Source organism: Patulibacter medicamentivorans (assembly GCF_000240225.1).
GTDB classification, from domain to species: Bacteria; Actinomycetota; Thermoleophilia; order Solirubrobacterales; family Solirubrobacteraceae; genus Patulibacter; species Patulibacter medicamentivorans.
Genome location: NZ_AGUD01000243.1, coordinates 1 through 22,192, shown reverse-complemented (window position 1 = coordinate 22,192; position 22,192 = coordinate 1). Strand labels below are relative to the sequence as shown.

Genomic DNA, 22,192 nt, shown 5'->3' with positions numbered 1-22,192 from the left:
GCTGGGCGCCGGGCGGCTCGCCGCGCTGGCCCGCGACGAGCTGGCCGCGTCGGGCGCGCGCCCCCGGCGGACGGCGCTCCGCGGCCCGTCGAGCCTGACCCCGGCCGAGCGGCGGGTCGCCGAGCTGGCCACCAAGGGTCTCGGCAACCGCGAGATCGCGGAGACCCTCTGGGTCACGCGCAAGACCGTCGAGGTCCACCTCGGCAACGCCTACGGCAAGCTCGGGATCCGGTCGCGCACCCAGCTGCCGGAGGCGCTCGGGCTCGAGGGGCCCGACGGCGAGCGGTCGGTGGTCGCGGGCGCCGTCGCCGACTGAGGTCAGCGTCGCAGCCGCGCCACGATCCAGTCCACGATCGCCGGGCCGGCCTGCGCGTCGGACGCGATGTCGACGTGGCTCGCGGTCGGGTGGCGGACGTAGGCGATGTCGGCGCCGCGCTCGCGCTGGACGCGGACGATCTCCTCCGTGATGGTGAACGGCGCCACCAGGTCCAGCAGGCCGTGGTCGATCCGGACGGGGACGCGGCGCAGGTCGATCCACCGGACGTCGTTGGCGTCGAGGAAGCGGTAGAGGAACGGGCGAGCCTCGGCGAAGCGGGGTCCCGGGATCGCGGCCGGGGCCAGGCCGCCCCAGGAGTCTCGCCGGGTCAACTCGACCAGGCAGCGCTGCTCGACGTGGGCGAGCAGCGCCGTCGCGGTGGGGCTCATGGCGCCGTGCCGGATCAGCGCCCCGAGGGCCGGATCGGCGTCGGCGGCGCCCGCGATCACGAGCGCCCCGAGCGCGGTCAGGCCGTCGAACGGCGGGATCGCCAGCGGTACCCGGCGCACGCTGTCGAGCAGCTCGCGCATCGCCGCGACGGGTGCGGCGGCCGCGGCCCCGCGCAGGTCCAGCTCGGGCGCCAGCCGCTGGCCCTCGCTGGCGCTGAAGAGCGATGCGACCCCGCCCTCGGAGTGCCCGGCCGCGACCCACCGGCGCGACACGCCCGGGTCGACGGCGCGCGCGGCACGGACGATGTCGACCTGGGCGCGCGCCAGCGAGCGGCCGACCAGGTACGGGTGCGGCCCGGGCGTCCCGATCCCCTCGCCGTCGCTGCGGGCGACCGCCACGCCCGCCCGCAGCAGCCTGGTGGCGATCACGTCGCCGCGGGTCATCCGCTCGACCTCCGGGTTGTCTGAGGTTGCGCGGCTCGGCGCGCAGGAGTCAGCGGATCCGGTCGTCACGTGCTGCCACGAGACGATCGGCCAACCACCCGCCGGCGGCGCTCCGGCCGGCACCAGGATCGTTCCCGAGACGGCGATCGGTCGCCCGCCGAGCGAGCGGGAGCGATAGAGGACGAGGACCGAGCGGCCGGCGGCGGGCAGCGCCGCCATCCCGGTCGCCCGGCGCGCCCAGATCACGCTCCCGGCGGGCCCGTCGAGCAGCCGCGCGGGCGGCGCGTAGAACCGGGATCCGGCCGGCCCGATCGGCAGGCGGGGGGTCGCTGGCGGGATCGGGCGACCCGCGCCCCGGTTGGCGTGCGACGCCAGGTCGTCCGCGAACGTCGCCGCGGCCGGGAGCGGAGCGAGCAGCGGCAGCGCGAGCAGCGCGACCGCCATCGTCCGTCGCATGAGGCTCCTCGCGTCGTGGCGCATCGGCGGGAGTGTCGCCCGCGGCCGGCTGTGCGCGGGCCCAGTCGCGGGCCGCCGGCGGTGGAGCGCGCCACAAGCAGGCGGAGCCGCGTCATCGCCTGTCGTTGTGGGATCCCACAACGACGTCCGGCGGACGCGGGAGCCCGACACACGTCGTCGCTCACGAGACTCCCGGCGGGACGGGCCGCTCGGCCCGGCGACGGTCCGGGGAGGACGACAGCGGATGAGGACGAGGAGCGAGGTGGCCGCGGCCATCGCACGACGGCTGACGGTGCTCGCCGTGGCGGCGGGCGCGGCGCTGGGCGGTGCCCCGGCGATCGCGGCGGCCGACACGGCGGAGATCCCGTCGGGTCAGGAGATCCTCGGTTGGACGAAGGACCTCGTCGACCTGGGACCGCGCCGCACCGGGACGCCGGGCGGCCGGCGGGCCGCCGAGTACGTGGCCGACCACTTCCGCCGCTTCGGGCTCCAGGACGTGCACTTCGAGCTGGCGACGTCGTACCGCTGGGACGTCGCGCGCCACGGGCTGCAGGTCGACGGTCGGGCCTACGACAGCTTCCCCTCGGCGCACTCGTTCACGCCCGCGCCGACCTGGACGGGGAGCTTCAGCACCGGCCCGGGCGGTCGCACGGCCGAGGTCGTCGACGTCGGCGACGGCGACGCCGCTGGATTCGCCGGCAAGGACGTTCGCGGCAAGATCGTGGTCTTCAACCTCCGCTTCCAGGTCCCGGGCCTGCTGCTGGGGCTGGTGATGGAGCACCTCTTCGATCCGCAGCTGAGCCTCGTGACCGAGGCGGAGAGCATGCTCCAGGCCAACCCGTACATCACCAACTACATCGCGGCGCTGGGCCGAGCGCAGGCGGGCGGCGCGGTCGGGTTCGTCGGGATCCTCGCCGACTACTTCGACTCCAACCGCTACCACAACGAGTACTACGGTCGGCAGCTGGTGAAGATCCCGGGGCTCTGGGTCACGCGCAAGGTCGGCGCGCGGATGCGAGCGCAGCTGGCGCAGGGCGGCGCCCACCGCGCCACGCTCCGACTCGACGGCGACCGGCGCGCGGTGACGGCCCGAACGGTCGTCGGGGCGCTGCCGGGAGCCAGCCGCGAGACGATCATGATCCAGTCGCACCACGACTCGATCGGGCCGGGGGCGGTCGAGGACGGGACCGGGACGGCGGAGGTGCTCGCGCTCGCCAAGCACTTCGGCCGCCAGCCGGCGAGCACCCGCCGCAAGACCCTGCTGTTCACCACCTTCGACAGCCATTTCACCGGCTACCAGAGCCACGAGGCGTTCATCCGCAAGTACGTGCTCGAGCGCCGGACCCCGTACGAGATCGTCGCCAACGTGACCTTGGAGCACATCGCCCGCAACGGCCGGGTCCGGAACGGCGAGCTGCTGGTGACCGACCGGCCCGAGCCCCGTGGCGTCTTCCGCGGGGCGGGGCTCGCGACCTGGCCGATCGTCAACCAGGCGATCGCCGAGCACGGTCTCGACCGCACGATCACCGTCTCGGCCGCGACCCTCGGCGGCATGCCGACCGACGCCGACGGGATCTACCGCTTCGGCGGGGTGCCGACGGTCAGCCTGATCTCCGGGCCCGTCTACCTGTACGACGACGCCGACACCATCGACAAGGTCCATGTGCCCTCGCTGCGGCCGGTGGCCGCGGCGTTCACGCAGGTCGTCGACCGCTTCGACGACCTGACCCGCGAGCAGCTGCGGGAGCCGCCGCACTGAATCCCGCCCCCGGACGGCGCGGCTCGGGCCACGTCAGGCCCGGGCCAGCGCGTGCCGTCGCAGGGCCAGCTCGATCCCGGCCAGGGTCGCGGGCGAGCGCAGCGAGCTGCCGGTCGCCTGCTCGTAGCGGTGCAGGCGATTGCGGACGGTGTTGGCGTGGACGAACAGCGCTCGCGCCGCGGGCTCGACCGCCAGGTCCTGCGCCAGGTACGCGCGGACGGTCTCGAGGATCTCCGCGCCACCGGCCGTCGCGGGGGCGACCGGCGTCACGTAGCGGGCGACCAGCTCGTCGGCGACGTCGCCGTCGGCGCGGGCGATCGCCTCGAGCGGCAGGTCCGCCAGCGACAGGACGCCGCAGCGCCCGAACGCGGTCGCGGTCTCGACCACGCGCGACGCGATCGCGAACGACCGCGGCAGCTCGGCGAGCGCGACGGCCGGCCCGACGCCGATCACCACGCCGTCGGGCGGAACGATCGTCGGACGGCTGGCGGCGAAGCCGACGACGTCGTCCTCGTAGGGCGCGACGGCGGCGTCCTCCAGCGCGCCCGGGACCTGCAGGTCGAGCAGCAGCTGGCGGGCGTCCTCGTCGCCGTGGCGGGCGCGGAGGGCGACGAAGCGCCCGCCGGGCGTCACCCAGGCGGCGAGCGCGGCGGCCGATCCGGTGCCGCCGGGCGTCAGCAGCACGCTGTGCACCAGCGCCGTCCGCCGTTGGCTGTCGGCGACCGTCTGACGCAGCTCGCGGTGGCGGTAGGAGCTGACCGCGACCTCCATCATTGGATCCGCGTAGCGCCACACGTCGCGCATCAGCCCCAGCACCTGCCCGTGGTCCAGGCGGCCGTCGCGGCTCTCCTCCCAGAGCACGGTGAAGATCTCGTCGATCGTGAACCGGTAGACGCGCAGCATCGCCTCCATCGGCACCCGTTGACGCGCCCGCGTGTCGCCGATGGTGCCCATCGCGGCGCGCTCGTCGTCGCTCAGCGGCCGCCCCGCGAGCAGGGCGTTCATCGCCCGCGTGAGGTCCGCCATGATCCCGCCGGCGATCTCCGCCTCGGCGATCTCGGCGTACTCGGGCAGGCCCTCCTTCGCCCGCCGGGCCGCGTTCTCGACGACCTCCGGCAGGCGGTGCGCGACCGCCGCCACCAGCGACTGCCGGCGTGCTTCCTCGACCCCCATCAGGCGACTGTAGCCGGCGCCCGGGCCCGTCGCTCAGGAGGCGGTCGGCACGGCGTCCCGCTGCGCCCGGAACGACCGCAGGCGCAGCGAGTTCGAGACGACGAAGACGCTCGAGAAGGCCATCGCGGCCCCCGCGAAGAGCGGGTTCAGGAGGCCCGCGACGGCGACCGGGATCAGGATCACGTTGTAGGCGAAGGCCCAGAAGAGGTTGCCCTTGATCGTGCGCAGGGTCCGGCGGGCCAGGCGGATCGCGTCGGCGGCTCCTCGCAGGTCGCCCGAGACGAGGGTCAGGTCGGAGGCCTCGATCGCGACGTCGGTGCCGGTCCCGATCGCCAGCCCGAGATCGGCCCGGGCAAGCGCCGGCGCGTCGTTGACGCCGTCGCCGACCATCGCCACGACCCGGCCCTCGTCCTGGAGCCGCGCGATCTCCGCGTCCTTGTCGGCGGGCAGCACGTCGGCGATCACCTCGTCGATCCCGACCTCGGCCGCGACGGCCTCGGCGGTGGCGCGGTTGTCGCCGGTCAGCAGCACCGGCCGCAGCCCGAGCGCCCGCAGCCGCGCGATCGCCTCGGCGCTGGTCGGCTTGACGGTGTCGGCGACCACGAGCAGCGCGCGGGCGGCGCCGTCCCAGCCGGCGGCGATCACGGTCCGGCCCTCGGCCTGGGCGGCGGTCAGCGCCCGCTGCTGCTCGTCGTCGAGCGGCATCGCCCACTCGGCCAGCAGCGCCGGGCGGCCGACGACCAGCGCGTGGCCGTCGACGACGCCCTCGACGCCGAGGCCCTCGCGGTTGGCGAACCCCTCGACGGGCGGGAGCGCCCCGACCTCGGCGCCGGCGGCACGGGCGATCGCCTGGGCGATCGGGTGCTCCGAGGCGTCCTCGAGCGCGCCGACCAGCCGCAGCGCCTCGAGGCGATCGACGCCCGGCGCCAGGACGACCTGCTGCAGGTCCATCCGGCCGCTGGTGACGGTGCCGGTCTTGTCGAGCACGATCGTGTCGATCCGGCGCGTCGACTCGAGCACCTCGGGCCCCTTGATCAGCAGGCCGAGCTGGGCGCCGCGGCCGGTGCCGACCAGCAGCGCCGTCGGCGTCGCGAGCCCGAGCGCGCAGGGGCAGGCGATGATCAGGACCGCGACCGCGGCGCTGAACGAGAACGCGGCGCCGTCGCCGGCCCCGAGCCAGAAGCCGAGCGTCGCGACCGCCAGCACCAGCACGATCGGGACGAAGATCCCCGAGATCCGGTCGGCGAGCCGCTGGACCTGGGCCTTGCCGGTCTGGGCGTCCTCGACCAGCCGCGCGATCTGGGCCAGCGCGGTGTCGGCGCCGACCTTCGTCGCGCGCACGACGAGCCGCCCGCCGGCGTTGACGCTGGCGCCGACGACCTCGTCGCCGGCGCGCTTCTCGACCGGCAGCGACTCGCCGGTCAGCAGCGACTGGTCGACCGCCGAGGAACCCTCCTCGATCACGCCGTCGGTCGCCACCCGCTCGCCGGGGCGGACGACGAAGCGGTCGCCGGCCTGCAGCTGCTCGATCGGGATCCGCCGCTCGCCGCCGTCGGCGTCGAGCACGGCGACGTCCTTGGCGCCCAGCTCCAGCAGCGCCCGCAGGGCGGCTCCGGCGCGGCGCTTGGCCCGCGCCTCGAAGTAGCGTCCGGCGAGGATCAGCGTCGTCACGACGCCGGCCGCCTCGAGGTAGATGTGATCGGTCGACGCGCCGCGGTCGAGCACGACCTCGAACGGCATCCGCATCCCGGGATCGCCGGCGCCGAGGAAGAACAGCGCCACCACGCTCCAGACCCACGCGGCCAGCGTGCCGAGCGAGATCAGCGTGTCCATCGTCGCGGTGCCGTGGCGGAGGTTCTGCCAGGCGGCGCGGTGGAACGGCCAGCCGGCCCAGAAGACCACCGGCGTCGCCAGCTGCAGGGCCAGCCACTGCCAGCTGTCGAACTGCAGCGGCGGGATCATCGAGATCAGCAGCAGCGGGATCGACAGCAGCGTCGAGCCGATCAGCCGCTGGCGCAGCGCGCGGGTCGGGTCGCCGTCCTCGGCCTGGGCCTCGGCGCCGGTCGCGGCCCCGGCCGCCGCCGGCAGCGTCGCGTGGTAGCCGGCCGCCTCGACGGTCTCGAGCAGCAGCTGCGGATCGACCGTCGCGGGGTCGAAGCTGACGGCGGCCTTCTCGGTCGCGTAGTTGACCGTCGCCTGGACCCCGTCGAGCTTGTTCAGCTTGCGCTCGATCCGGTTGGCGCACGACGCGCAGGTCATGCCCTGGACCGGCAGCTCCAGCCGTTCGGTGGCGTGCTCGGTCATCGGGAGACCTCCACGGTGCGGGCGACGGTGCGGACGCGCCCGTCGGTCTGGAACTGCAGGAACAGGCGGTAGCGGCCGGGTGTCGGGAAGGTCGCCGCGAAGCGGATCTGGTCCGGCCCGGCGTCGCCGCCCTGCGGGTGGACGTGCAGGTAGGCCAGGTCGCCCTCGCGGAGCGCGACCAGGTGGCCGCGGGCGCCCAGGTACGGCTGCAGGTCGGTGACGGCTCGCCCGTCGCGGCCGACGGCGAAGGTCAGGTCGGCGGCGCGGCCGGCCCGCAGGTCGCCGGCGCGGAGCGTGGTGGTGAAGCCGTCGCCGTGGGCCACGGCCGCCGGCGCGGGCCACGGCTCGGGGCGGAACGAGCCGGGCGCGAAGAGGTCGACGCCGAGGGTCCGCCGCTTGCCGCCGACGACGAAGTCGGCGAAGACCCGGTAGACGCCGGCGGTCGGCAGCCGCAGGTCGACCGACCAGGTGCCGTCCGCGGCCCGCCGCGGGTGCAGGTGCAGGAACCGTCCGGTGTCGCGGCGGACGACGATCAGGTGCAGCTCGCGCTCGGCCTCGGGCTCGTAGCCGCTGCGGACGACGCGGCCGCGCGGGTCGAGGATCCGGAAGCTGAACCGCGTCCGCTTCCCGGCCTCGACGGTGGTGGCGGTCGGCTGCAGCTGGTAGCCGTCCTCGGTGGCGGCGAGGCCGCCGGGCGCCGTCGCCGCGGCGTCGTGGCCGCCGCCGGCCGCCCCCTCGTGGCCGCCGGCGGGCTCGCCGCCGTCGGCCTCGCCGTGGTCCGCGGAGGACATCGCCGCGCCGCCGCCGTCGGCGCGCATGGTGCCGTGGCCGACCGGCGTGGCCCGCTCCTCGGGGCCGAACGCGTCGCCGGCCGCGACCGCGACCCCGAAGGTCGCGGCGAGCAGCGCGGCGAAGGCGAGGAGCTTGGCGGGAACGGACATGGGAGCGGGCCTCGGCGGCAGCGGGGACGGGACGGTCAGCCGGCCACGCGGTAGCCGGCGCTCTCGACCGCGCGGCGGATCGCGTCGCCGTCGGCGCTGCCGCGGACGATCAGGCTGCCAGCGCGGTGGTCGGCGGCGGCGGCGACCACGCCCTCGACCTCGAGCACCTCCTCGCGGACGGACAGCTCGCAGTGGCCGCAGGTCATGCCCTCGACGGTGTAGGTCTGCTCGATGGTGCTCATCTGGTTCACTCGCTAGGTACGGGTAGGGGGTACCGACACCGCAACCGTAGCATACCCCCAGGGGGTACATCCACAAGGCGGCGTCCACGGCGGTTGCGACCCTCGGAACCCCCCGGGGGTACTGCTACCATCGTCCCATGGCCAGCACGAAAGCAGCGAGCGGGACGCCGACCCGCGGGTACAGCGCGACCAAGGGGCAGCTGACCGATCGGCTCGTGCGGATCGAGGGTCAGGTCCGCGGGATCCAGCGGATGGTCGACGAGGAGCGGTACTGCATCGACGTCCTGACCCAGATCTCGGCGATCCAGGCGGCGCTCGACAAGGTCGCCCTGGGGTTGCTGGACGACCACGCGCGGCACTGCGTGATCGGGGCCGACGGCGAGCAGCTGCAGGCCGAGCGGACCGACGAGTTGATGGCCGCCGTCGGGCGGCTGATGCGGCGCGGCTAGCGGCCGGGGCCGGCGCGCGGCCGCCCGGCACGGGATCCAGTCGATCGGCGACGATGGGCGACGGGTGATGGGCTCGACGCGCAGCGGGGGGACGGTGGCGGTGGTGATCGCGGGGGCGCTGCTCGTCCCGGGTCCGGCGGCGGCGGCGATCCCGGCGCTGCAGCTGCCCAGCGCCCACGCGGTGATCGGGACCTCGCTGATCGACTCGTGGTGGCGGCCGGGCCCCAGGCCGACCTTCCGGCAGCAGCGCAGCCTGCGCTTCGTCCCCCGGGCTGCGGTCACCGAGCGGACGAACGACGCCCTGGTCCCGTTGCTGACCGCGGGCGATCCCGACTGGTACCGGGTCGTGGTCGAGCGTGAGGGGATCCGCGGGGGCGAGTACGCGCTCAGCTTCCGCGGCTTCGTGCGCCGCTTCGGCGGATCGACCCGCAACCTCGCCGACGGGGTCGCTGGCTACTACCTGGTCTCGTGGCTGTCGGTGGCCCAGCGCGCGCCGAGCAGCGAGGCGTCCGCGGCCTCGGCCGCCCAGCGGGCCGGCGGCCGCCGCTTCCTGCTCGGGGTCCGGCGGGTGCTGGCGCGCGACCCCGGCCTGCGGCGGCTGTCCGACGGCGACCAGCAGCAGCTGTTCGAGCTGCTGGGCGCGGTGGCCGCCCACGCCTGGCAGGTCCACGAGCAGCAGCTCGAGGCCGGGCTGACGGCCGACGCCGCTCGCACGCGGGCGGCGATCCGCGCCGCGGTCCGGCAGACGACCGGCGTCGACGTGGCGCGGCTGCGGCTGACCGCTCGCGGGCTTCGCGGCCGCTGACCGGCCTTCCGGTGGCTGACCGGGCCTCCGCGGTCGCGCGCTCGACTCGGCCTCCGCGGCCGTCGCTCGGGCTCAGCGGGCCTTGGCCGTGAAGCTCGCCGAGCCGCTGCAGATCCACACGTAGGACTGGTAGATCGACGCGCCGGGCCGCAGGTACGAGAAGTTGACCGCGAGCTTGCCGCCGATCCTCCCGCGGCCGGCCGTGCGGGTGGTGACGGTGTAGTTCTTGGTCGCCTTGATCGCCTGGTTCATCGCGGCCGGTTGGAGCGCCTTGACCTTGCTCGTGCGTCCGACGGTGAACGACCCGGGTGGCTGGAACAGCTCCGCGCCGGCCGTGGTCGCGAAGCTGCCGGTGGTCTCCACGCAGCTGGTCGGGACCGTCGTCGAGATCCGGCTGATCCGCTTGCCCGACAGCGAGAAGCCGATGCTGCTGCCGCCGGAGGTCTTGCCGCGGTAGCTCGCGGCCTGGGCGGCGGTCGCGGTCGCGCCGCTCGCGAGCAGCAGCCCGCAGGTCGTCAGCGCGGCGGCCCGCCGCGTGGTCGTCGTCCTCATGCCGGTAAGGATCGGGGCGCGCGCCCGGCGGGGCATCGGGGCGCGCCCGCAGACGCCACCCCAAGAGTTGCGACCGGCGTCCCGCGCGGGGGCTGCTAGAACCTCGCGGATGGCGACCGATGACGCACCGCGGCGGGTCTCCGACGTCGTCCACGAGCGCCTGCGGGGCGACATCCTCGACGGGCGCCTGGCCGCGGGCGATCCGGTGCCGTCGGAGCGGGTGCTCGCCGAGGAGCTCGGGGTCAACCGCCACGCGGTGCGCGAGGCGCTGAAGCGGCTGCAGCAGGCGGGGCTGGTGCGGATCAGCCAGGGCGGGGCGACGCGGGTGCTGGACTGGCGCGAGAGCGGTGGCGTCGAGCTGCTGCTCGACCTGATCCGCGGCGGCGGGGCGGCGCCCCCGCGCGAGGTGATCGGGGCCGTGCTCGAGCTGCGGGCGTTGATCGGCGTCGACGCGACGCGGCGGTTCGTGGCCCGCGCCGACCGGGCGTCGCGCGAGCGGCTGGCCGATCAGGTCGAGCGGACGCTGGCCGCGATCGAGGACCCGGACGCCCCGGACGGCGTGGTCGTCAGCGAGTACGAGCAGCTCTGGCGGCTGCTCGTCGCCGGGGCCGAGAACGTCGCCTACCGGCTGCTGCTCAACTCGCTGATCGTCGCGGTCGACGCCTACCCGGACCTGGCCGTCGCACTGGTCCCGCGCGACGCGCCGCGGATGCGTGAGCTGGCGGCCGCCGTCCGCCACGCCGACGGCGAGACCGCGGCCGGCCTGGTCGCCGCGCAGCTCGAGGGCGACGCGCGCGCCATCGGCTGAGCCCGCCGCGGGGGTCGCCTCCGCACGCGATCGCGGCGGCCGAGTGGCGCGAAGGGATCCCCGCTGGTATAACCAGCACAACTGGTCCAACCAGTTGAGCCGCCGCCATGGACACCCTGATCCTCACCGCGATCCCGTTCTTCTTCGTCTTCATGGCGGTGGAGATCCTGACCCTGCGCCACGTCGCCCACGAGCACGGCGGCGACGCGGCGGCGCCGGTCGGCTACGAGGCCCGCGACACCGCGACCAGCCTCTCGATGGGCTCCGGCAACCTCGTCATCACGGCGGCCTGGAAGCTGGTGATGATCGCGGTCTACGCCGGGCTCTACGAGCTGACGCCGCTGCGGATCCCGGAGGACGCCTGGTGGGCGTGGGTGCTGCTGTTCGTCGCCGACGACCTGGCGTTCTACCTGTACCACCGCGGGCACCACCGGATCCGGATGTTCTGGGCCACGCACGTGGTCCACCACAGCTCGCAGCACTACAACCTGTCGACCGCCCTGCGCCAGGACTGGTCGCCGTTCACGGGCCTGGTCTTCTGGCTCTGGCTGCCGCTGATCGGGTTCAAGCCGTGGATGATCGTGCTGGCCCACACCTGGAGCCTGCTCTACCAGTTCCTGCTCCACACCGAGACGGTCCGCAAGCTGCCGCGGCCGATCGAGTGGATCTTCAACACCCCCAGCCACCACCGGGTCCACCACGGCGTCCAGGACCAGTACCTGGACCGGAACTACGGCGGGATCCTGATCGTCTGGGATCGGCTCTTCGGGACCTTCGAGCCCGAGGGCGAGCGGGTGCGCTACGGCCTGACGACCAACATCGACACCTTCAACCCGGTTCGCGTCGCCTACCACGAATGGGCCGCGCTGGCCCGCGACGTGCGACACGCCCGGTCGTGGCGCGAGCGGCTCGGCTACGCCTTCCGCGGGCCGGGTTGGGCGCCGGCGGCGGACCGGTCGCAGCCGCCGCCGGGCGCCGCGCCGGCGATCGCGTCGCGGGTGCCGGCCGAGGTCGCCGAGGGCTCCGGGACGATGGTCGCCAGCGTGGCGGCGGCCGCCGGCGCCGGGCCCCGGCCCCACGATCGCCCGTAGTCGGCGGCGATCGGGGAGGATCGGTCGATGCAGCGGACGGCGATCGTCACCGGCGGGACCGGCGGACTCGGGGTCGCGGTCACGACCGCGTTCCTCGACGCGGGCTGGCGGGTGGTCGTGCCCTGGCGCAGCCCCGCCGGGCTGGACCGGATGCCGGCCGACGCCGCGCTCGACCTGATCGAGGCCGACCTGCTCGATCCCGAGGCCGTCGCGCGGGTCGCGGCCGAGGCCGGCCCGCGCCTGCGAGCGGTGGTCAACCTCGCCGGCGGCTTCGCCGCGCCCGGGCGCGTCCACCGCGTGCCCCTGGCCGAGTTCGACGCCCAGCTGCGCACGAATCTCGACACCGCCTACCTGATGACCGCCGCCGGCCTGCCGGCGATGCTCGCCGCCGGCGAGGGCAGCGTCGTCTGCGTCTCCTCGCGGGCCGCTCGCCACCCGTTCGCCGGCGCCAGCGGCTACGTCGTCGCCAAGGCCGGGATCCTGGCCTTCGTCGACGCGCTCCACGCCGAGTACTCGAACGAGGGCATCCGGGCGTCGGCGCTGATCCCGTCGGTGATCGACACCCCGGTCAACCGCCGGGAGATGCCGGACGCCGACCGCGCGGCCTGGCAGGCGCCCGAGGACCTGGCGGCGACGATCCTGGACCTCTGCGGCGACCCGGCCGGCGAGCGCCGCGCCGACGTCCACGTCCCCGGCGAGCCCGGGTGAGCAGCGACCGCACCCGCTCCTGGTGGGGCTGGGGCTGGGAGCAGCAGGCCCTGCCCGACGCCGAGTGCGTCGGCTTCGGCGCCCTGCTGCCGGGCCTGCGCGACGCCCCGCGGCCGGTCCCCCGGATCGCCGACCTGGATCTGCGGGCGCCGCGGGTCGCCCCGCCCGCCGCGCTCGCCGACCGCTGCTCGACCGATCCCGCCGATCGAGCCGCGCACGCCCAGGGCAAGGCCTACCGCGACGTGGTGCGCGCGCTGCGGGGACGGATCGACCATCCGCCCGACGTCGTCGCCCGCCCGCGCAGCGAGCAGGACGTCGTCGACCTGCTCGACTGGGCGGCCGGGGCCGGGGTGGCGGTGATCCCGTTCGGCGGCGGCTCGTCGGTCGTCGGCGGCGTCGAGTACCGGGGCGGGGAGCACGGCGCCGCGCTCGCGCTCGACACGTCCGCGCTCGACCGCGTGCTCGAGGTCGACGCGGTCAGCCAGGCGGCACGGATCCAGGCCGGCGCGTTCGGGCCGGGGCTGGAGGGCCAGCTGCGCGAGCACGGGCTGACCCTGCGCCACTTCCCGCAGAGCTTCGAGTTCTCGACCCTCGGCGGCTGGCTGGCGACCCGCGCCGGCGGGCACTTCGCGACCGTCGAGACCCACGTCGACGACCTCGTCGAGTCGCTGCGGACGGTGACCCCGATCGGCATCAGCAGCTCGTGGCGGCTTCCCGGATCGGGCGCCGGCCCGTCGCCGGACCGGTTGTTCCTGGGCTCCGAGGGCGCGCTCGGGGTGATCACCGAGGCGTGGATGCGGGTCCGTCCGCGGCCCGACCGGCGGGCGTCGGCGAGCGTCCGCTTCGACGACTTCGACCGTGGGCTCGACGCGGTCCGGGCGCTCGCCCAGTCGGGACTGCGGCCGGCCAACTGCCGACTGCTGGACCCCGGCGAGGCGCAGCTGAGCGGTGCCGGCGACGGGCAGGCCAGCGTGCTGGTGCTGGGCTTCGAGGCGTTCGGGGTCGCGGTCGACGAGCGGCTGGCGCTGGCGCTGGAGCTGGCCGCCGACCACGGCGGGACCGTCCCGGAGCGGCCCGCGGGCGCCGACGGCGGTGCGCGCGACGCGGCCGCCGAGGCCTGGCGCGCGACCTTCCTGCGGATGCCCTACGTCCGCGACGGGCTGGCGCGGATGGGCGCGATCGTCGAGACCTTCGAGACCGCGACGACCTGGGATCGGATCCACGACCTCTGCCGCGACCTGCGGGGCGCGCTCGACGCGGCGATCGCCGACGTCTGCGGTGCGCCGGGCCTGGTCAACTGCCGGCTGACCCACGTCTATCCCGACGGCGCGGCGCCCTACTTCACCGTGATCGCCCCCGCGCGGCCCGACGCCGAGCTGGAGTCGTGGGACGCGATCAAGGTCGCGGTCGGCGAGGTCCTCGTCTCGCACGAGGCGACGATCACCCACCACCACGCCGTCGGCCGCGACCACCGGCCCTGGTACGACCGCCAGCGCCCCGAGCCGTTCGCCGCCGCGCTGCGGGCGGCCAAGCGCGAGCTGGACCCGGCGGCGATCCTCAACCCCGGCGTGCTGATCGGCTGAGCCCGCCCGCCGCCGATGTTGACGCGGCCGTCACGAACGGCTGCCCCTTCGTCCATGAGCCTGCCTCCCGGTCCGCGCACGCCCGGACCCGTGAACCTGGCCCGGTTCGTCCACCGGCCGCTCGACGCGCTGCTCGACTGGCACGCGCGCTACGGCGACGTCTTCAGCGTCCGCCTGACCGGCTTCGGGGTCGGGGTCTACGTTGCCGACCCGGACGAGATCAAGCGGCTCTTCACCGGCGACCAGTCCGATCTGCTGGCGGGTCAGGCGAACGCGATCCTGTCGCCGATCCTCGGCCCGCGGTCGGTGCTGGTGCTCGACGGGGCCGAGCACCTGCGCCAGCGCAAGCTGCTGCTGCCGCCCTTCCACGGCGACCACCTGGCGGCGATGCGGGGCCTGATCGCCGACGCCGCGGCGCGCGAGTTCGCCGGCTGGACGCCCGGCCGCCGGCTGGTCGTCCGCGACCGGATGCGGGCCCTGACCTTCGACGTGATCGCGCGGGTCGTGTTCGGGGTCGGCGACCCGGCCCGGATCGAGCGCCTGCGGCACGCCCTCGTGCGCGTGATCGACGGGTCCTCGGTGGCGCTGCTGGGCCCGCTGCGGACCGACCTCGGGCCGTGGAGCCCCGGCGGTCGCTTCCGAGCCCGGATGGAGGCCGCCGACGCGCTGCTGCACGAGGAGATCGCGCTCCGCCGCGCCGCCCCCGACCTGGACGAGCGCGGCGACGTGCTCTCGCTGCTGCTGCGGGCGCGCGACGAGGAGGGCCGGCCGATGTCCGACGGCGAGGTCCGCGACGAGCTGATGACGATGCTCGCGGCCGGGCACGAGACGACGGCGACCGCGCTCGCCTTCGCCGTCGAGCTGCTCTGGCGCGACCCGGCGGCGCTGGAGCGGGTGCGCGAGCGGATCGCCGGGGACGGCGGCGACGCGATCCTCGACAGCGTCGCCAAGGAGACGCTGCGGCTGCGGCCGGTGATCGACGCCGCCCAGCGGACGCTGACCGCGCCGCGGACCGTCGGCGGCCACGAGCTGCCGGCGGGGATCCGGGTCTACCCCGGGATCGCGCTCGTCCAGCGCCGGCCCAACCTCTACCCGGAGCCCGACGCGTTCCGACCCGAGCGCTTCCTCGACGGCCGCGCGCCCGCCTACGGCTGGCTGCCGTTCGGCGGCGGGATCCGGCGCTGCATCGGCGCCGCGCTGGCCCAGATGGAGCTGGTCGAGGTGCTGCGGATCGCGATCCCCGCGCTCGACCTGCGGCTGGTCCGCGACGCGCCGGACCCGGTCGTCCTGCGGGGGATCACCGTCGTCCCGCGCCACGGCGTCCCGGTCGAGGTCACGCGGGTCCGCTCGGCGGCGCACGGGCGGGCGCCGGCGGTCTCGGCGGGCTGAGCCTGGATCCGGGCCGGCCGATCGGCCCGCCCGGGGCCGGCGCCAGCGATCGTGCACGGCCGTCGCGCCGGGCTGGCACGCTTCGCTGCATGGCCAAGGAGGAGACGACGATCGAGGTCGCGGGGCGGCCGCTGCGGCTGTCGAGCCCGAGCAAGGCGGTCTTCCCGGCCAGGGCCGACCGCGCCGACGGCCTGGGACCGGAGCGGGCGATCACCAAGCTCGACCTGGCCGAGTACTACCTGGCGGTCGCCGACGCGGCGCTCGTGCACCTGCGCGAGCGTCCCGGCAGCCTCAAGCGGTTCCCCGACGGGGTCGCCGGGAAGCCGTTCTTCCAGAAGCGGATCGCCGACAGCGCGCCCGACTGGCTGGAGACCGCCGTCGTGACCTTCCCCAGCGGCCGTCAGGCGCGCGAGCTGGTGATCGCCGACGCGGCGCACCTGCTGTGGGCGGTCCAGATGGGGGTCGTCGACTTCAACCCGTGGCCGGTCCGGCGCGCCGACCTCGACCGTCCCGACGAGCTGCGGATCGACCTCGATCCCGAGCCCGGCGTCGGTTGGGACGTCGTCCGGCAGGTCGCGTTGGTCGTCAAGCAGGTGCTCGAGGACCACGGCCTCGTCGGCTTCCCGAAGACCTCGGGGTCGCGCGGGATCCACGTCAACGTCCGGATCCGTCCCGAGCACGACTTCGTCGCCGTCCGCCGGGCGGCGATCGCGCTCGCCCGCGAGGTCGAGCGCCGGGCGCCCGGGCGCGCGACGTCGAAGTGGTGGAAGGAGGAGCGCGAGGGCGTCTTCCTGGACTACAACCAGAACGCCCGCGACCGCACCGTCGCCTCGGCCTGGTCGGTCCGCCCGACCCCGGACGCGCGGGTCTCGATGCCGCTGACCTGGGAGCAGGTCCCCGATGCCGAGCTGGAGGACTTCCGGCTCGACACGGTCCCGGCGCTGCTGGCGGAGCACGGCGACCCGCACGCCGCGATCGACGACCACGCCGGATCGCTCGACCGGCTGCTGGGGTTGTCGCGCGAGGACGAGGAGCAGCGCGGCCTGGGCGACGCGCCCTGGCCGCCGAACTACGCCAAGCAGCCCGGCGAGCCGAAGCGCGTGCAGCCGTCGCGGGCCCGCAAGCAGGAGTGACGGCGGCGGCTCAGCCCTCGGCGGGGCGGTAGCGGAGCCCGTCGAGGACCAGGCCCAGCAGCCGCTCGACCTCGTCCTCGTCGCTGGTCGCGGCGCCGATCGCCGCGATCAGCCGGCCGACCTCGCCGAAGCGCGCGTCGGGCCGCACGACGCCGGCCTCCTGGGCGCGGCCGAGCAGCCCGTCGCCGGCGCGGGTGATCGCCCCGCGCGAGAACGCGAAGACCGCCGCGTCGCGGTCGACCTGGTTCAGCATCTCGCTCGCCAGCGCGCGCTTGGTGGTCGAGAAGCGGACGAACTCGCGCAGCCAGCGGCTCAGCGCCTCCCACGGGGGCAGCGCGGCCAGCTCGTCGGCGGCCCGCGCCATCGCCTCGACCTCGTCGACGTAGACCGCCTCGAGCAGCTGCTGGCGGGTCGGGAAGTGGCGGTAGAGGGTGCCCGAGCCGAGCCCGGCCCGGCGGGCGATGTCGTCGAGCTTCGCGTCGGTGCCCTCCTCGGCGAACGCCTCGCGCGCGGCGGCCAGCAGCTTCTCGTAGTTGCGGCGCGCGTCGGCCCGCTTCGGCGGCTGCGGCAGCGTGGGGGCGTCGGGGCTGGCGGGCGTCATCGGGGCATGGTCGACCGGCGGTTTGACAAAACGGGGAGGCTCTCCGTATTCTGTCCGAAAGAAGCGGGGATGCTCTCCACTTGTTCCGGAGACTGTCCCCACTTTAGCGCGGCGGCCGCGGCTCGTGGCCACGCCGCGCCGGGCGACCGCCGCGACGCCGCGGTCGCTCCCCGCTGCCCTCCTTCCGAAGGACCCCTCGATGACCTCGATCGCTCGCCGGCGCGCACCGCGCGCCCTGGCCGACGCCGGCGCCCCCAACCGCTCGCTGGTGCTGGCCGTGATCCTCGCCTGCCAGCTGATGCTGGTGCTCGACGTGACGGTGATCATCACTGCCCTCCCCGACATCCGTTCCGGGCTCGGCTTCTCCGACACCGGGCTCTCCTGGGTCCAGAACGCCTACGCCCTGACCTTCGGCGGCCTGCTGCTGCTCGGCGCCCGCGCCGGCGACATCCTCGGCCGCCGGCGGGTGTTCGTCGCCGGCATCGCCCTCTTCACGCTGGCCTCGCTGGCCGGCGGCCTGGCGCAGTCGCCGACCGCGCTGCTGGTCGCCCGCGCCGTCCAGGGCATCGGCGCGGCGGTCGCCGCGCCCTCGACCCTGGCGCTGCTGACCACCACCTTCCGCGAGGGCCCGGAGCGGACCCGCGCGATCTCCTGGTACGCGGCCGTTGCCTCGGCCGGCGGCAGTGTCGGCCTGGTGGTCGGCGGGCTGCTGACCAGCGCGATCTCCTGGCGCTGGGGCCTGTTCATGAACGTCCCGCTCGGCCTGCTGCTGATCGCGCTGGCGCCGCGGGTGCTGCCGGAGACCGAGCGCCACGCCGGCCGCCTCGACCTGGCGGGGGCGGTCACCTCGACCGTCGGCATGACCAGCCTGGTCTACGGCTTCGTCCGCGCCGCCGAGCAGGGCTGGGGCGATCCGGGCACCGTGCTCGCGTTCGCCGTCGGCATCGGACTGCTGGCCGCCTTCGTCCGCACCGAGGCCCGGGCGCCGCAGCCGATCACCCCGCTGCGCCTGTTCGCCAGCCGCGAGCGCTCCGGCGCCTACCTGGCGCGGGTGCTGGTCGTCGGCGGCAACTTCTCGACCTTCTTCTTCCTGACCCAGTTCCTCCAGGGCGTGCTCGGGTTCAGCGCGCTCGAGGCCGGCCTGGCGTTCCTGCCGATGACGGTGGCGATGTTCGCGATGGGCCGGGCGACACCGCGGATGACCGCCCGCTGGGGCGACCGCCCGGTGCTGCTCGCCGGCCTGGCGGGGGCGCTGGCGGGGATCGCGTGGCTCAGCCGCGTCTCGCCCGAGACCGCCTACTTCCCCCAGATCGTGGTGGCGATGCTGCTGTTCGGGACCGGCACCGGGATGGCGTTCGGCCCGCTGACCGTGGCCGGGCTGAAGGGCGTCGCCGCACGCGACGCGGGGGCGGCGTCGGGGCTGCTGAACGCGGCCCAGCAGATGGGCGCGTCGCTCGGCGTCGGCATCCTGGTGACGGTCTTCGCGGCGGCCGGCCGCCGCGCGGCCGAGCACCCGGTCGCCGGCGCGGTCGCCGAGGCGCGCCACGAGCTGGCCGAGTCGGTCGCGACGGCGCTGGCCGGATCGGCGGTCTTCCTGACGCTGGCGCTGGCGGTCGTCGCCTTCGCCTCGCGCCCGCCGGTGGCCGAGCGCGCGCCGATCGCCGACGCCGAGGTCGCGGGCTGAGGCGGGGCGCGGTCGCGACCGCGCGGCGGTCAGCGGCGCGCGATCCCGTCGAACATCAGCCGCAGCCCGGCGTCGGCCGTCCGGCGCTGAGCCTCGCGGTCGGCCGGCGTCCGCAGGCCCTGGAGCAGGTTGGCCAGGATCACGCCGACGACGGCGCGGGCGGTCCCGTCGACGTCGAGGTCGGCCCGCAGGTAGCCGAGCTCGCGGCCGTGCATGAAGTAGGCGGCCGTCAGCGCGGTCGCGGTGTCGAACAGCCCCAGCACCCGCTCGGTCAGCTCGGCGTCGATCGAGGTCGCCTCGAGCAGCAGCATCCGGGCGACTCGCGGGTCGGCCGAGAAGATCTCGCTCAGCGCCCCGCTGATCCGGCGGCACTGCTCGACGTACTCGTCGAGCGTGTCGACGGCGTCGGGGGCGTTCTCGGCCGCCAGCGCCTCGAGGATCCGCGCCAGCAGGCCGTCGACGACGTGGTCGAGGATGTCGCGCTTGTTCTTGAAGTGACGGTAGAAGGTGCCGTGGCCGATGCCGAGGCGCTGGGCGATGTCGGCGATCCCGGTGTCGTGGTAGCCGCGCTGGGAGAACTCCTCGAAGGCGGCGGTGACGATCTCCTCCCGCAGCTCCTGGCGGAGCCGCTCGGCGCGCGTCCGGGCCTGCGTGGTGGTCGGCGGTCCCGTCATCCAGCGCTGATCATAGCCAGTGGTGACGCGGGCTTCAGGAAGTGACATGCCATTCCGAACCGGTGGTACGGTTCCGGAATGAGCCTTCCCGCCCCCGCCGACGGCACGATGGTGCTCGTCACCGGCGCCGCCTCCGGCATCGGCGAGCAGCTGGCCCGGCAGCTCGCCGCCCGCGGGCACGGCCTGCTGCTGGTCGACCGCCAGGCCGCCGCCGTCGAGGCGCTCGCCGCCGAGCTGGACGGCGCCGCCCGGGTCGAGGCCGAGGTCTGCGACCTGACGGTCGCCGCCCAGCGCGACCGCCTGATCGCGCGGGTCCAGCGGGACGAGCGGCGGCTGATCGGCCTCTGCAACAACGCCGGGATCATGCTCGTCGGCGGCGCCCTCGACATCCCCCTCGACGCCGACCGGGCGCAGGTCGCCGTCAACACGGTCGCGGTCCACCACCTGGCGCTGGCGCTGGCGCCGCTGATGGTCCGCCGCGGCGAGGGCGCGATCCTCAACACCGCCTCGCTGGCCGCCAACCAGCCGCTGCCGGGCCTGGCCACCTACGCGGCCAGCAAGGCGTTCGTCCACACGCTGTCCGAGGCGCTGCACGCCGAGCTGCGCGGCAGCGGGGTCTCCTGCACGTCGCTCTGCCCGGGCGCCACCGACACCCACCTGATCGACACCGAGAACGGCCAGCGGGCCGCCCGTTGGGTGCCCGGCGCTCTCTGGGCCCAGCCGGAGTTCGTCGCCGCCTGCGGGATCGAGGGGATGGACCGCGGCCGGCGGACGGTCGTGCCCGGGCTCGCCAACCGCGCGCTGCTGGCGCCGCTCGGGCGGTTCGTCCCGCGTCATGCCGGGCTGCCGGTGATCCGCGGGACCGTCCGGCGGATGCTCGCCGCCCAGGGGCGCTGAGCACGATGGCCGCCAAGCCGCGAGCCCGCCGTCGGCGCGACAGCGCGCCGGCGCCCGACCACGAGGTCGTCGTGATCGGCGCCGGCCCCGGTGGGATCGGCGTCGCGGTCCGCCTGAAGCAGGCCGGGATCGAGGACTTCGTGCTGCTGGAGCGCGCCGACGACGTCGGCGGCAGCTGGCGCGACAACCACTACCCGGGGATCGGCGTCGACATCCCGTCGCTGGCCTACCAGTACTCCTTCGCGCGCAACCCGAACTGGAGCCGGGTCTTCGCCAAGGGCGCCGAGGTCCGGGCCTACCACCGCGACGTCGCCGAGCGGTTCGGCGTCCTCCCGCACGTCCGCTTCGGCAGCGAGGTCGTCGGCGAGCGCTGGGACGAGGCCGCGCGCCGGTGGCAGCTGGAGCTGGCCGACGGGCGGATCGCGACGGCCCGCTTCGTGATCACCGCCGTCGGCGCGTTCCTGCGGGCCAAGGCCGATCCGGGGATCCCCGGGCTCGAGCAGTTCGCCGGCAAGCTGCAGCGGCCGGACAGCTGGGACGACGACCACGACCACCGCGGTCAGCGGGTCGCGATCATCGGCACCGGTGCCAGCGCGGTCCAGATCACGCCGTCGATCGCGCCGGAGGTCGAGCAGCTGGACGTCTACCAGCGGACCCCGGTCTGGTGCCTGCCCAAGCCCGACGCCCGGATCCCGCCGGCGGTCCAGCGGGCGCTGGCCGTGCCCGGCGTGGCGGCCGGCCTGCACGGCGCCGGGCTGCTGGGCGTCGAGGCGGCGCTGCGGTTCCTCGTCTCGACGCCGCCGGTGGTCGCCCGGCCGCTGCTGGCCGGCTTCGATCGCGGGGCCCGGGCCGCCTACCGCGCGTACCTGCGCTCGCGGGTCGACGATCCCGCGGCGCGGGCGGCGCTGGAGCCGGGCTTCGGCCCGCTGACGAAGCGCCCGACGCTCTCCAACGCCTTCCTGCCGGCCTTCAACCGCGACAACGTCGACCTGATCATCGCGCCGATCGAGCGGATCACCGCCGGTGGCATCCGCACGGCGGACGGGGTCGAGCGGCCGGTCGACATGCTCGTCCTGGCCACCGGCTACGAGCTGTTCTCGGATCCCGAGAGCTACCGCCCGGGGCAGGTCGTCGGGCGCGAGGGCTTCGACCTGGGCGAGTTCTACGCCCGCGAGGGGCTGCAGGCGTACGAGAGCGTCAGCGTGCCTCGGCTGCCGAACCGCTGGATGCTGGTCGGGCCCTACTCGTGGACGGGCACCGGCTGGCACGTGCTGGTCGAGGTCGCCGCCGGCCACGCCGTGCGGGCGATCACCGCCGCTCGCGAGCGCGGCGCCGACGTCGTCGAGGTCCGCCCCCACGCCCACCAGGCCTACCACCGGCGGGTCCGGCGCCGCGGCCGCAACATCGCCCACTACTTCGGCGAGCTCAACGGCGGCGTCCGGACCTACTACGTCAACTCCCAGGGCGACGTGCCGTACATCCGGCCCTCGACGGTGCTCGAGGCCCGCTGGCGCAGCCGCCACTTCCCGCTCGAGGACTACGCGTTCGAGTCGCCGGGCGGCGCGGGCGGGCCGCGGGTCGCGGATCGCGCGGGGGCGGAGACGGCGGGCGGCGCGGGAGTCGACGCGCTCGTGGCCGAGTGAGGGGGCGGCCGGCGGGGGCGGGGTGCGGTGGACGGCCCCCGCCGCTGGCCGCTGGTCGGGGGGCCGAGGTGCGCTCCGCCGGCCGGGGCGGAGGGTCTGGTGGAGGTGCGCTCCGCCGGCCGAGGGCGGAGGGTGGTGGCGGGAGTGCGCT

Annotated in this window: 21 protein-coding genes; 13 read left to right on the top strand and 8 right to left on the bottom strand. The window is 75.4% G+C overall.

Annotated features, from left to right (window positions below):
• Positions 1–316 (top strand): helix-turn-helix domain-containing protein (locus PAI11_RS16595; protein ID WP_040600681.1); only part of this gene is annotated, 316 nt, incomplete at its 5' end.
• Positions 317–318: 2 nt separating this feature from the next.
• Here the strand turns inward: PAI11_RS16595 and PAI11_RS16590 are convergent.
• Complete coding sequence (locus PAI11_RS16590; protein WP_007576890.1) at positions 319–1,605, bottom strand: lipase family protein; 1,287 nt, start codon at positions 1,603–1,605, stop codon at positions 319–321.
• A 262-nt stretch (positions 1,606–1,867) separates the two neighbouring features.
• On the opposite strand from PAI11_RS16590, the gene PAI11_RS16585 reads away from it, so the two are divergent.
• On the top strand, positions 1,868–3,364 hold the full coding sequence (locus PAI11_RS16585) for a M28 family peptidase (RefSeq protein ID WP_007576884.1): 1,497 nt from the start codon (positions 1,868–1,870) through the stop codon (positions 3,362–3,364).
• A gap of 33 nt (positions 3,365–3,397) precedes the next feature.
• Here the strand turns inward: PAI11_RS16585 and PAI11_RS24630 are convergent, their stop codons facing one another.
• The 4 genes from PAI11_RS24630 to PAI11_RS16565 are packed head-to-tail and all read right to left on the bottom strand — an operon-like array spanning position 3,398 to position 8,024.
• Positions 3,398–4,537 (bottom strand): PucR family transcriptional regulator, encoded by a 1,140-nt coding sequence (locus PAI11_RS24630; protein ID WP_007576882.1) that lies wholly within the window; start codon positions 4,535–4,537, stop codon positions 3,398–3,400.
• Between the two features lie 33 nt (positions 4,538–4,570).
• Positions 4,571–6,841, bottom strand: coding sequence for a heavy metal translocating P-type ATPase (locus tag PAI11_RS16575; RefSeq protein ID WP_007576880.1), 2,271 nt, complete (start codon positions 6,839–6,841; stop codon positions 4,571–4,573).
• A complete protein-coding gene (locus PAI11_RS16570; protein WP_007576879.1) occupies positions 6,838–7,782 on the bottom strand; it encodes a hypothetical protein in 945 nt (314 codons plus the stop codon). The genes PAI11_RS16575 and PAI11_RS16570 overlap by 4 nt, the downstream gene beginning before the upstream one ends.
• A 35-nt stretch (positions 7,783–7,817) precedes the next feature.
• A complete protein-coding gene (locus PAI11_RS16565) occupies positions 7,818–8,024 on the bottom strand; it encodes a heavy-metal-associated domain-containing protein (protein ID WP_040600688.1) in 207 nt (68 codons plus the stop codon).
• Between the two features lie 137 nt (positions 8,025–8,161).
• Between PAI11_RS16565 and PAI11_RS16560 the strand changes: the two genes are divergently transcribed.
• Both PAI11_RS16560 and PAI11_RS16555 read left to right on the top strand, forming a co-directional pair.
• Entirely contained in the window at positions 8,162–8,473 is a 312-nt protein-coding gene (locus PAI11_RS16560) for a metal-sensitive transcriptional regulator (protein ID WP_007576875.1), read from the top strand.
• Between the two features lie 67 nt (positions 8,474–8,540).
• A complete protein-coding gene (locus PAI11_RS16555; RefSeq protein WP_040600680.1) occupies positions 8,541–9,278 on the top strand; it encodes a DUF6683 family protein in 738 nt (245 codons plus the stop codon).
• Between the two features lie 72 nt (positions 9,279–9,350).
• Here the strand turns inward: PAI11_RS16555 and PAI11_RS16550 are convergent, their stop codons facing one another.
• Complete coding sequence (locus PAI11_RS16550; RefSeq protein ID WP_007576871.1) at positions 9,351–9,830, bottom strand: hypothetical protein; 480 nt, start codon at positions 9,828–9,830, stop codon at positions 9,351–9,353.
• Positions 9,831–9,939: 109 nt separating this feature from the next.
• Between PAI11_RS16550 and PAI11_RS16545 the strand changes: the two genes are divergently transcribed.
• The 6 genes from PAI11_RS16545 (at position 9,940) to ligD (ending at position 16,542) form a co-directional block, all read left to right on the top strand.
• Positions 9,940–10,638 (top strand): FadR/GntR family transcriptional regulator, encoded by a 699-nt coding sequence (locus PAI11_RS16545; RefSeq protein ID WP_007576870.1) that lies wholly within the window; start codon positions 9,940–9,942, stop codon positions 10,636–10,638.
• 107 nt (positions 10,639–10,745) lie between these two features.
• Positions 10,746–11,729 carry a sterol desaturase family protein gene (locus tag PAI11_RS16540; RefSeq protein WP_007576867.1) on the top strand — a complete coding sequence of 328 codons (984 nt, stop codon included), beginning with the start codon at positions 10,746–10,748 and terminating at the stop codon, positions 11,727–11,729.
• Positions 11,730–11,756: 27 nt separating this feature from the next.
• Positions 11,757–12,437, top strand: coding sequence for an SDR family NAD(P)-dependent oxidoreductase (locus PAI11_RS16535; RefSeq protein ID WP_007576865.1), 681 nt, complete (start codon positions 11,757–11,759; stop codon positions 12,435–12,437).
• Positions 12,434–14,020: an FAD-binding oxidoreductase gene (locus PAI11_RS16530; RefSeq protein ID WP_007576863.1), complete on the top strand. Its 1,587-nt coding sequence runs from the start codon at positions 12,434–12,436 to the stop codon at positions 14,018–14,020. Before PAI11_RS16535 ends, PAI11_RS16530 begins: the two co-directional genes overlap by 4 nt.
• A gap of 54 nt (positions 14,021–14,074) precedes the next feature.
• Positions 14,075–15,409, top strand: coding sequence for a cytochrome P450 (locus PAI11_RS16525; RefSeq protein WP_170320742.1), 1,335 nt, complete (start codon positions 14,075–14,077; stop codon positions 15,407–15,409).
• An 89-nt stretch (positions 15,410–15,498) separates the two neighbouring features.
• Positions 15,499–16,542: a non-homologous end-joining DNA ligase gene (gene ligD / locus PAI11_RS16520; RefSeq protein ID WP_007576859.1), complete on the top strand. Its 1,044-nt coding sequence runs from the start codon at positions 15,499–15,501 to the stop codon at positions 16,540–16,542.
• A 10-nt stretch (positions 16,543–16,552) separates the two neighbouring features.
• On the opposite strand, the gene PAI11_RS16515 is transcribed toward ligD, so the two are convergent.
• The gene (locus PAI11_RS16515) at positions 16,553–17,143 is read right to left on the bottom strand and encodes a TetR/AcrR family transcriptional regulator (RefSeq protein ID WP_007576856.1); all 591 of its coding nucleotides are present in this window, start codon (positions 17,141–17,143) and stop codon (positions 16,553–16,555) included.
• 199 nt (positions 17,144–17,342) lie between these two features.
• On the opposite strand from PAI11_RS16515, the gene PAI11_RS16510 reads away from it, so the two are divergent.
• Positions 17,343–18,827, top strand: coding sequence for an MFS transporter (locus tag PAI11_RS16510; RefSeq protein ID WP_007576854.1), 1,485 nt, complete (start codon positions 17,343–17,345; stop codon positions 18,825–18,827).
• A gap of 29 nt (positions 18,828–18,856) precedes the next feature.
• Here the strand turns inward: PAI11_RS16510 and PAI11_RS16505 are convergent, their stop codons facing one another.
• Complete coding sequence (locus PAI11_RS16505; protein ID WP_007576852.1) at positions 18,857–19,501, bottom strand: TetR/AcrR family transcriptional regulator; 645 nt, start codon at positions 19,499–19,501, stop codon at positions 18,857–18,859.
• 78 nt (positions 19,502–19,579) lie between these two features.
• On the opposite strand from PAI11_RS16505, the gene PAI11_RS16500 reads away from it, so the two are divergent.
• Positions 19,580–20,398, top strand: coding sequence for an SDR family NAD(P)-dependent oxidoreductase (locus tag PAI11_RS16500; RefSeq protein WP_007576851.1), 819 nt, complete (start codon positions 19,580–19,582; stop codon positions 20,396–20,398).
• A 5-nt stretch (positions 20,399–20,403) separates the two neighbouring features.
• Positions 20,404–22,041 carry a flavin-containing monooxygenase gene (locus PAI11_RS16495; protein ID WP_007576849.1) on the top strand — a complete coding sequence of 546 codons (1,638 nt, stop codon included), beginning with the start codon at positions 20,404–20,406 and terminating at the stop codon, positions 22,039–22,041.
• The last annotated feature ends 151 nt before the right edge of the window (positions 22,042–22,192 follow it).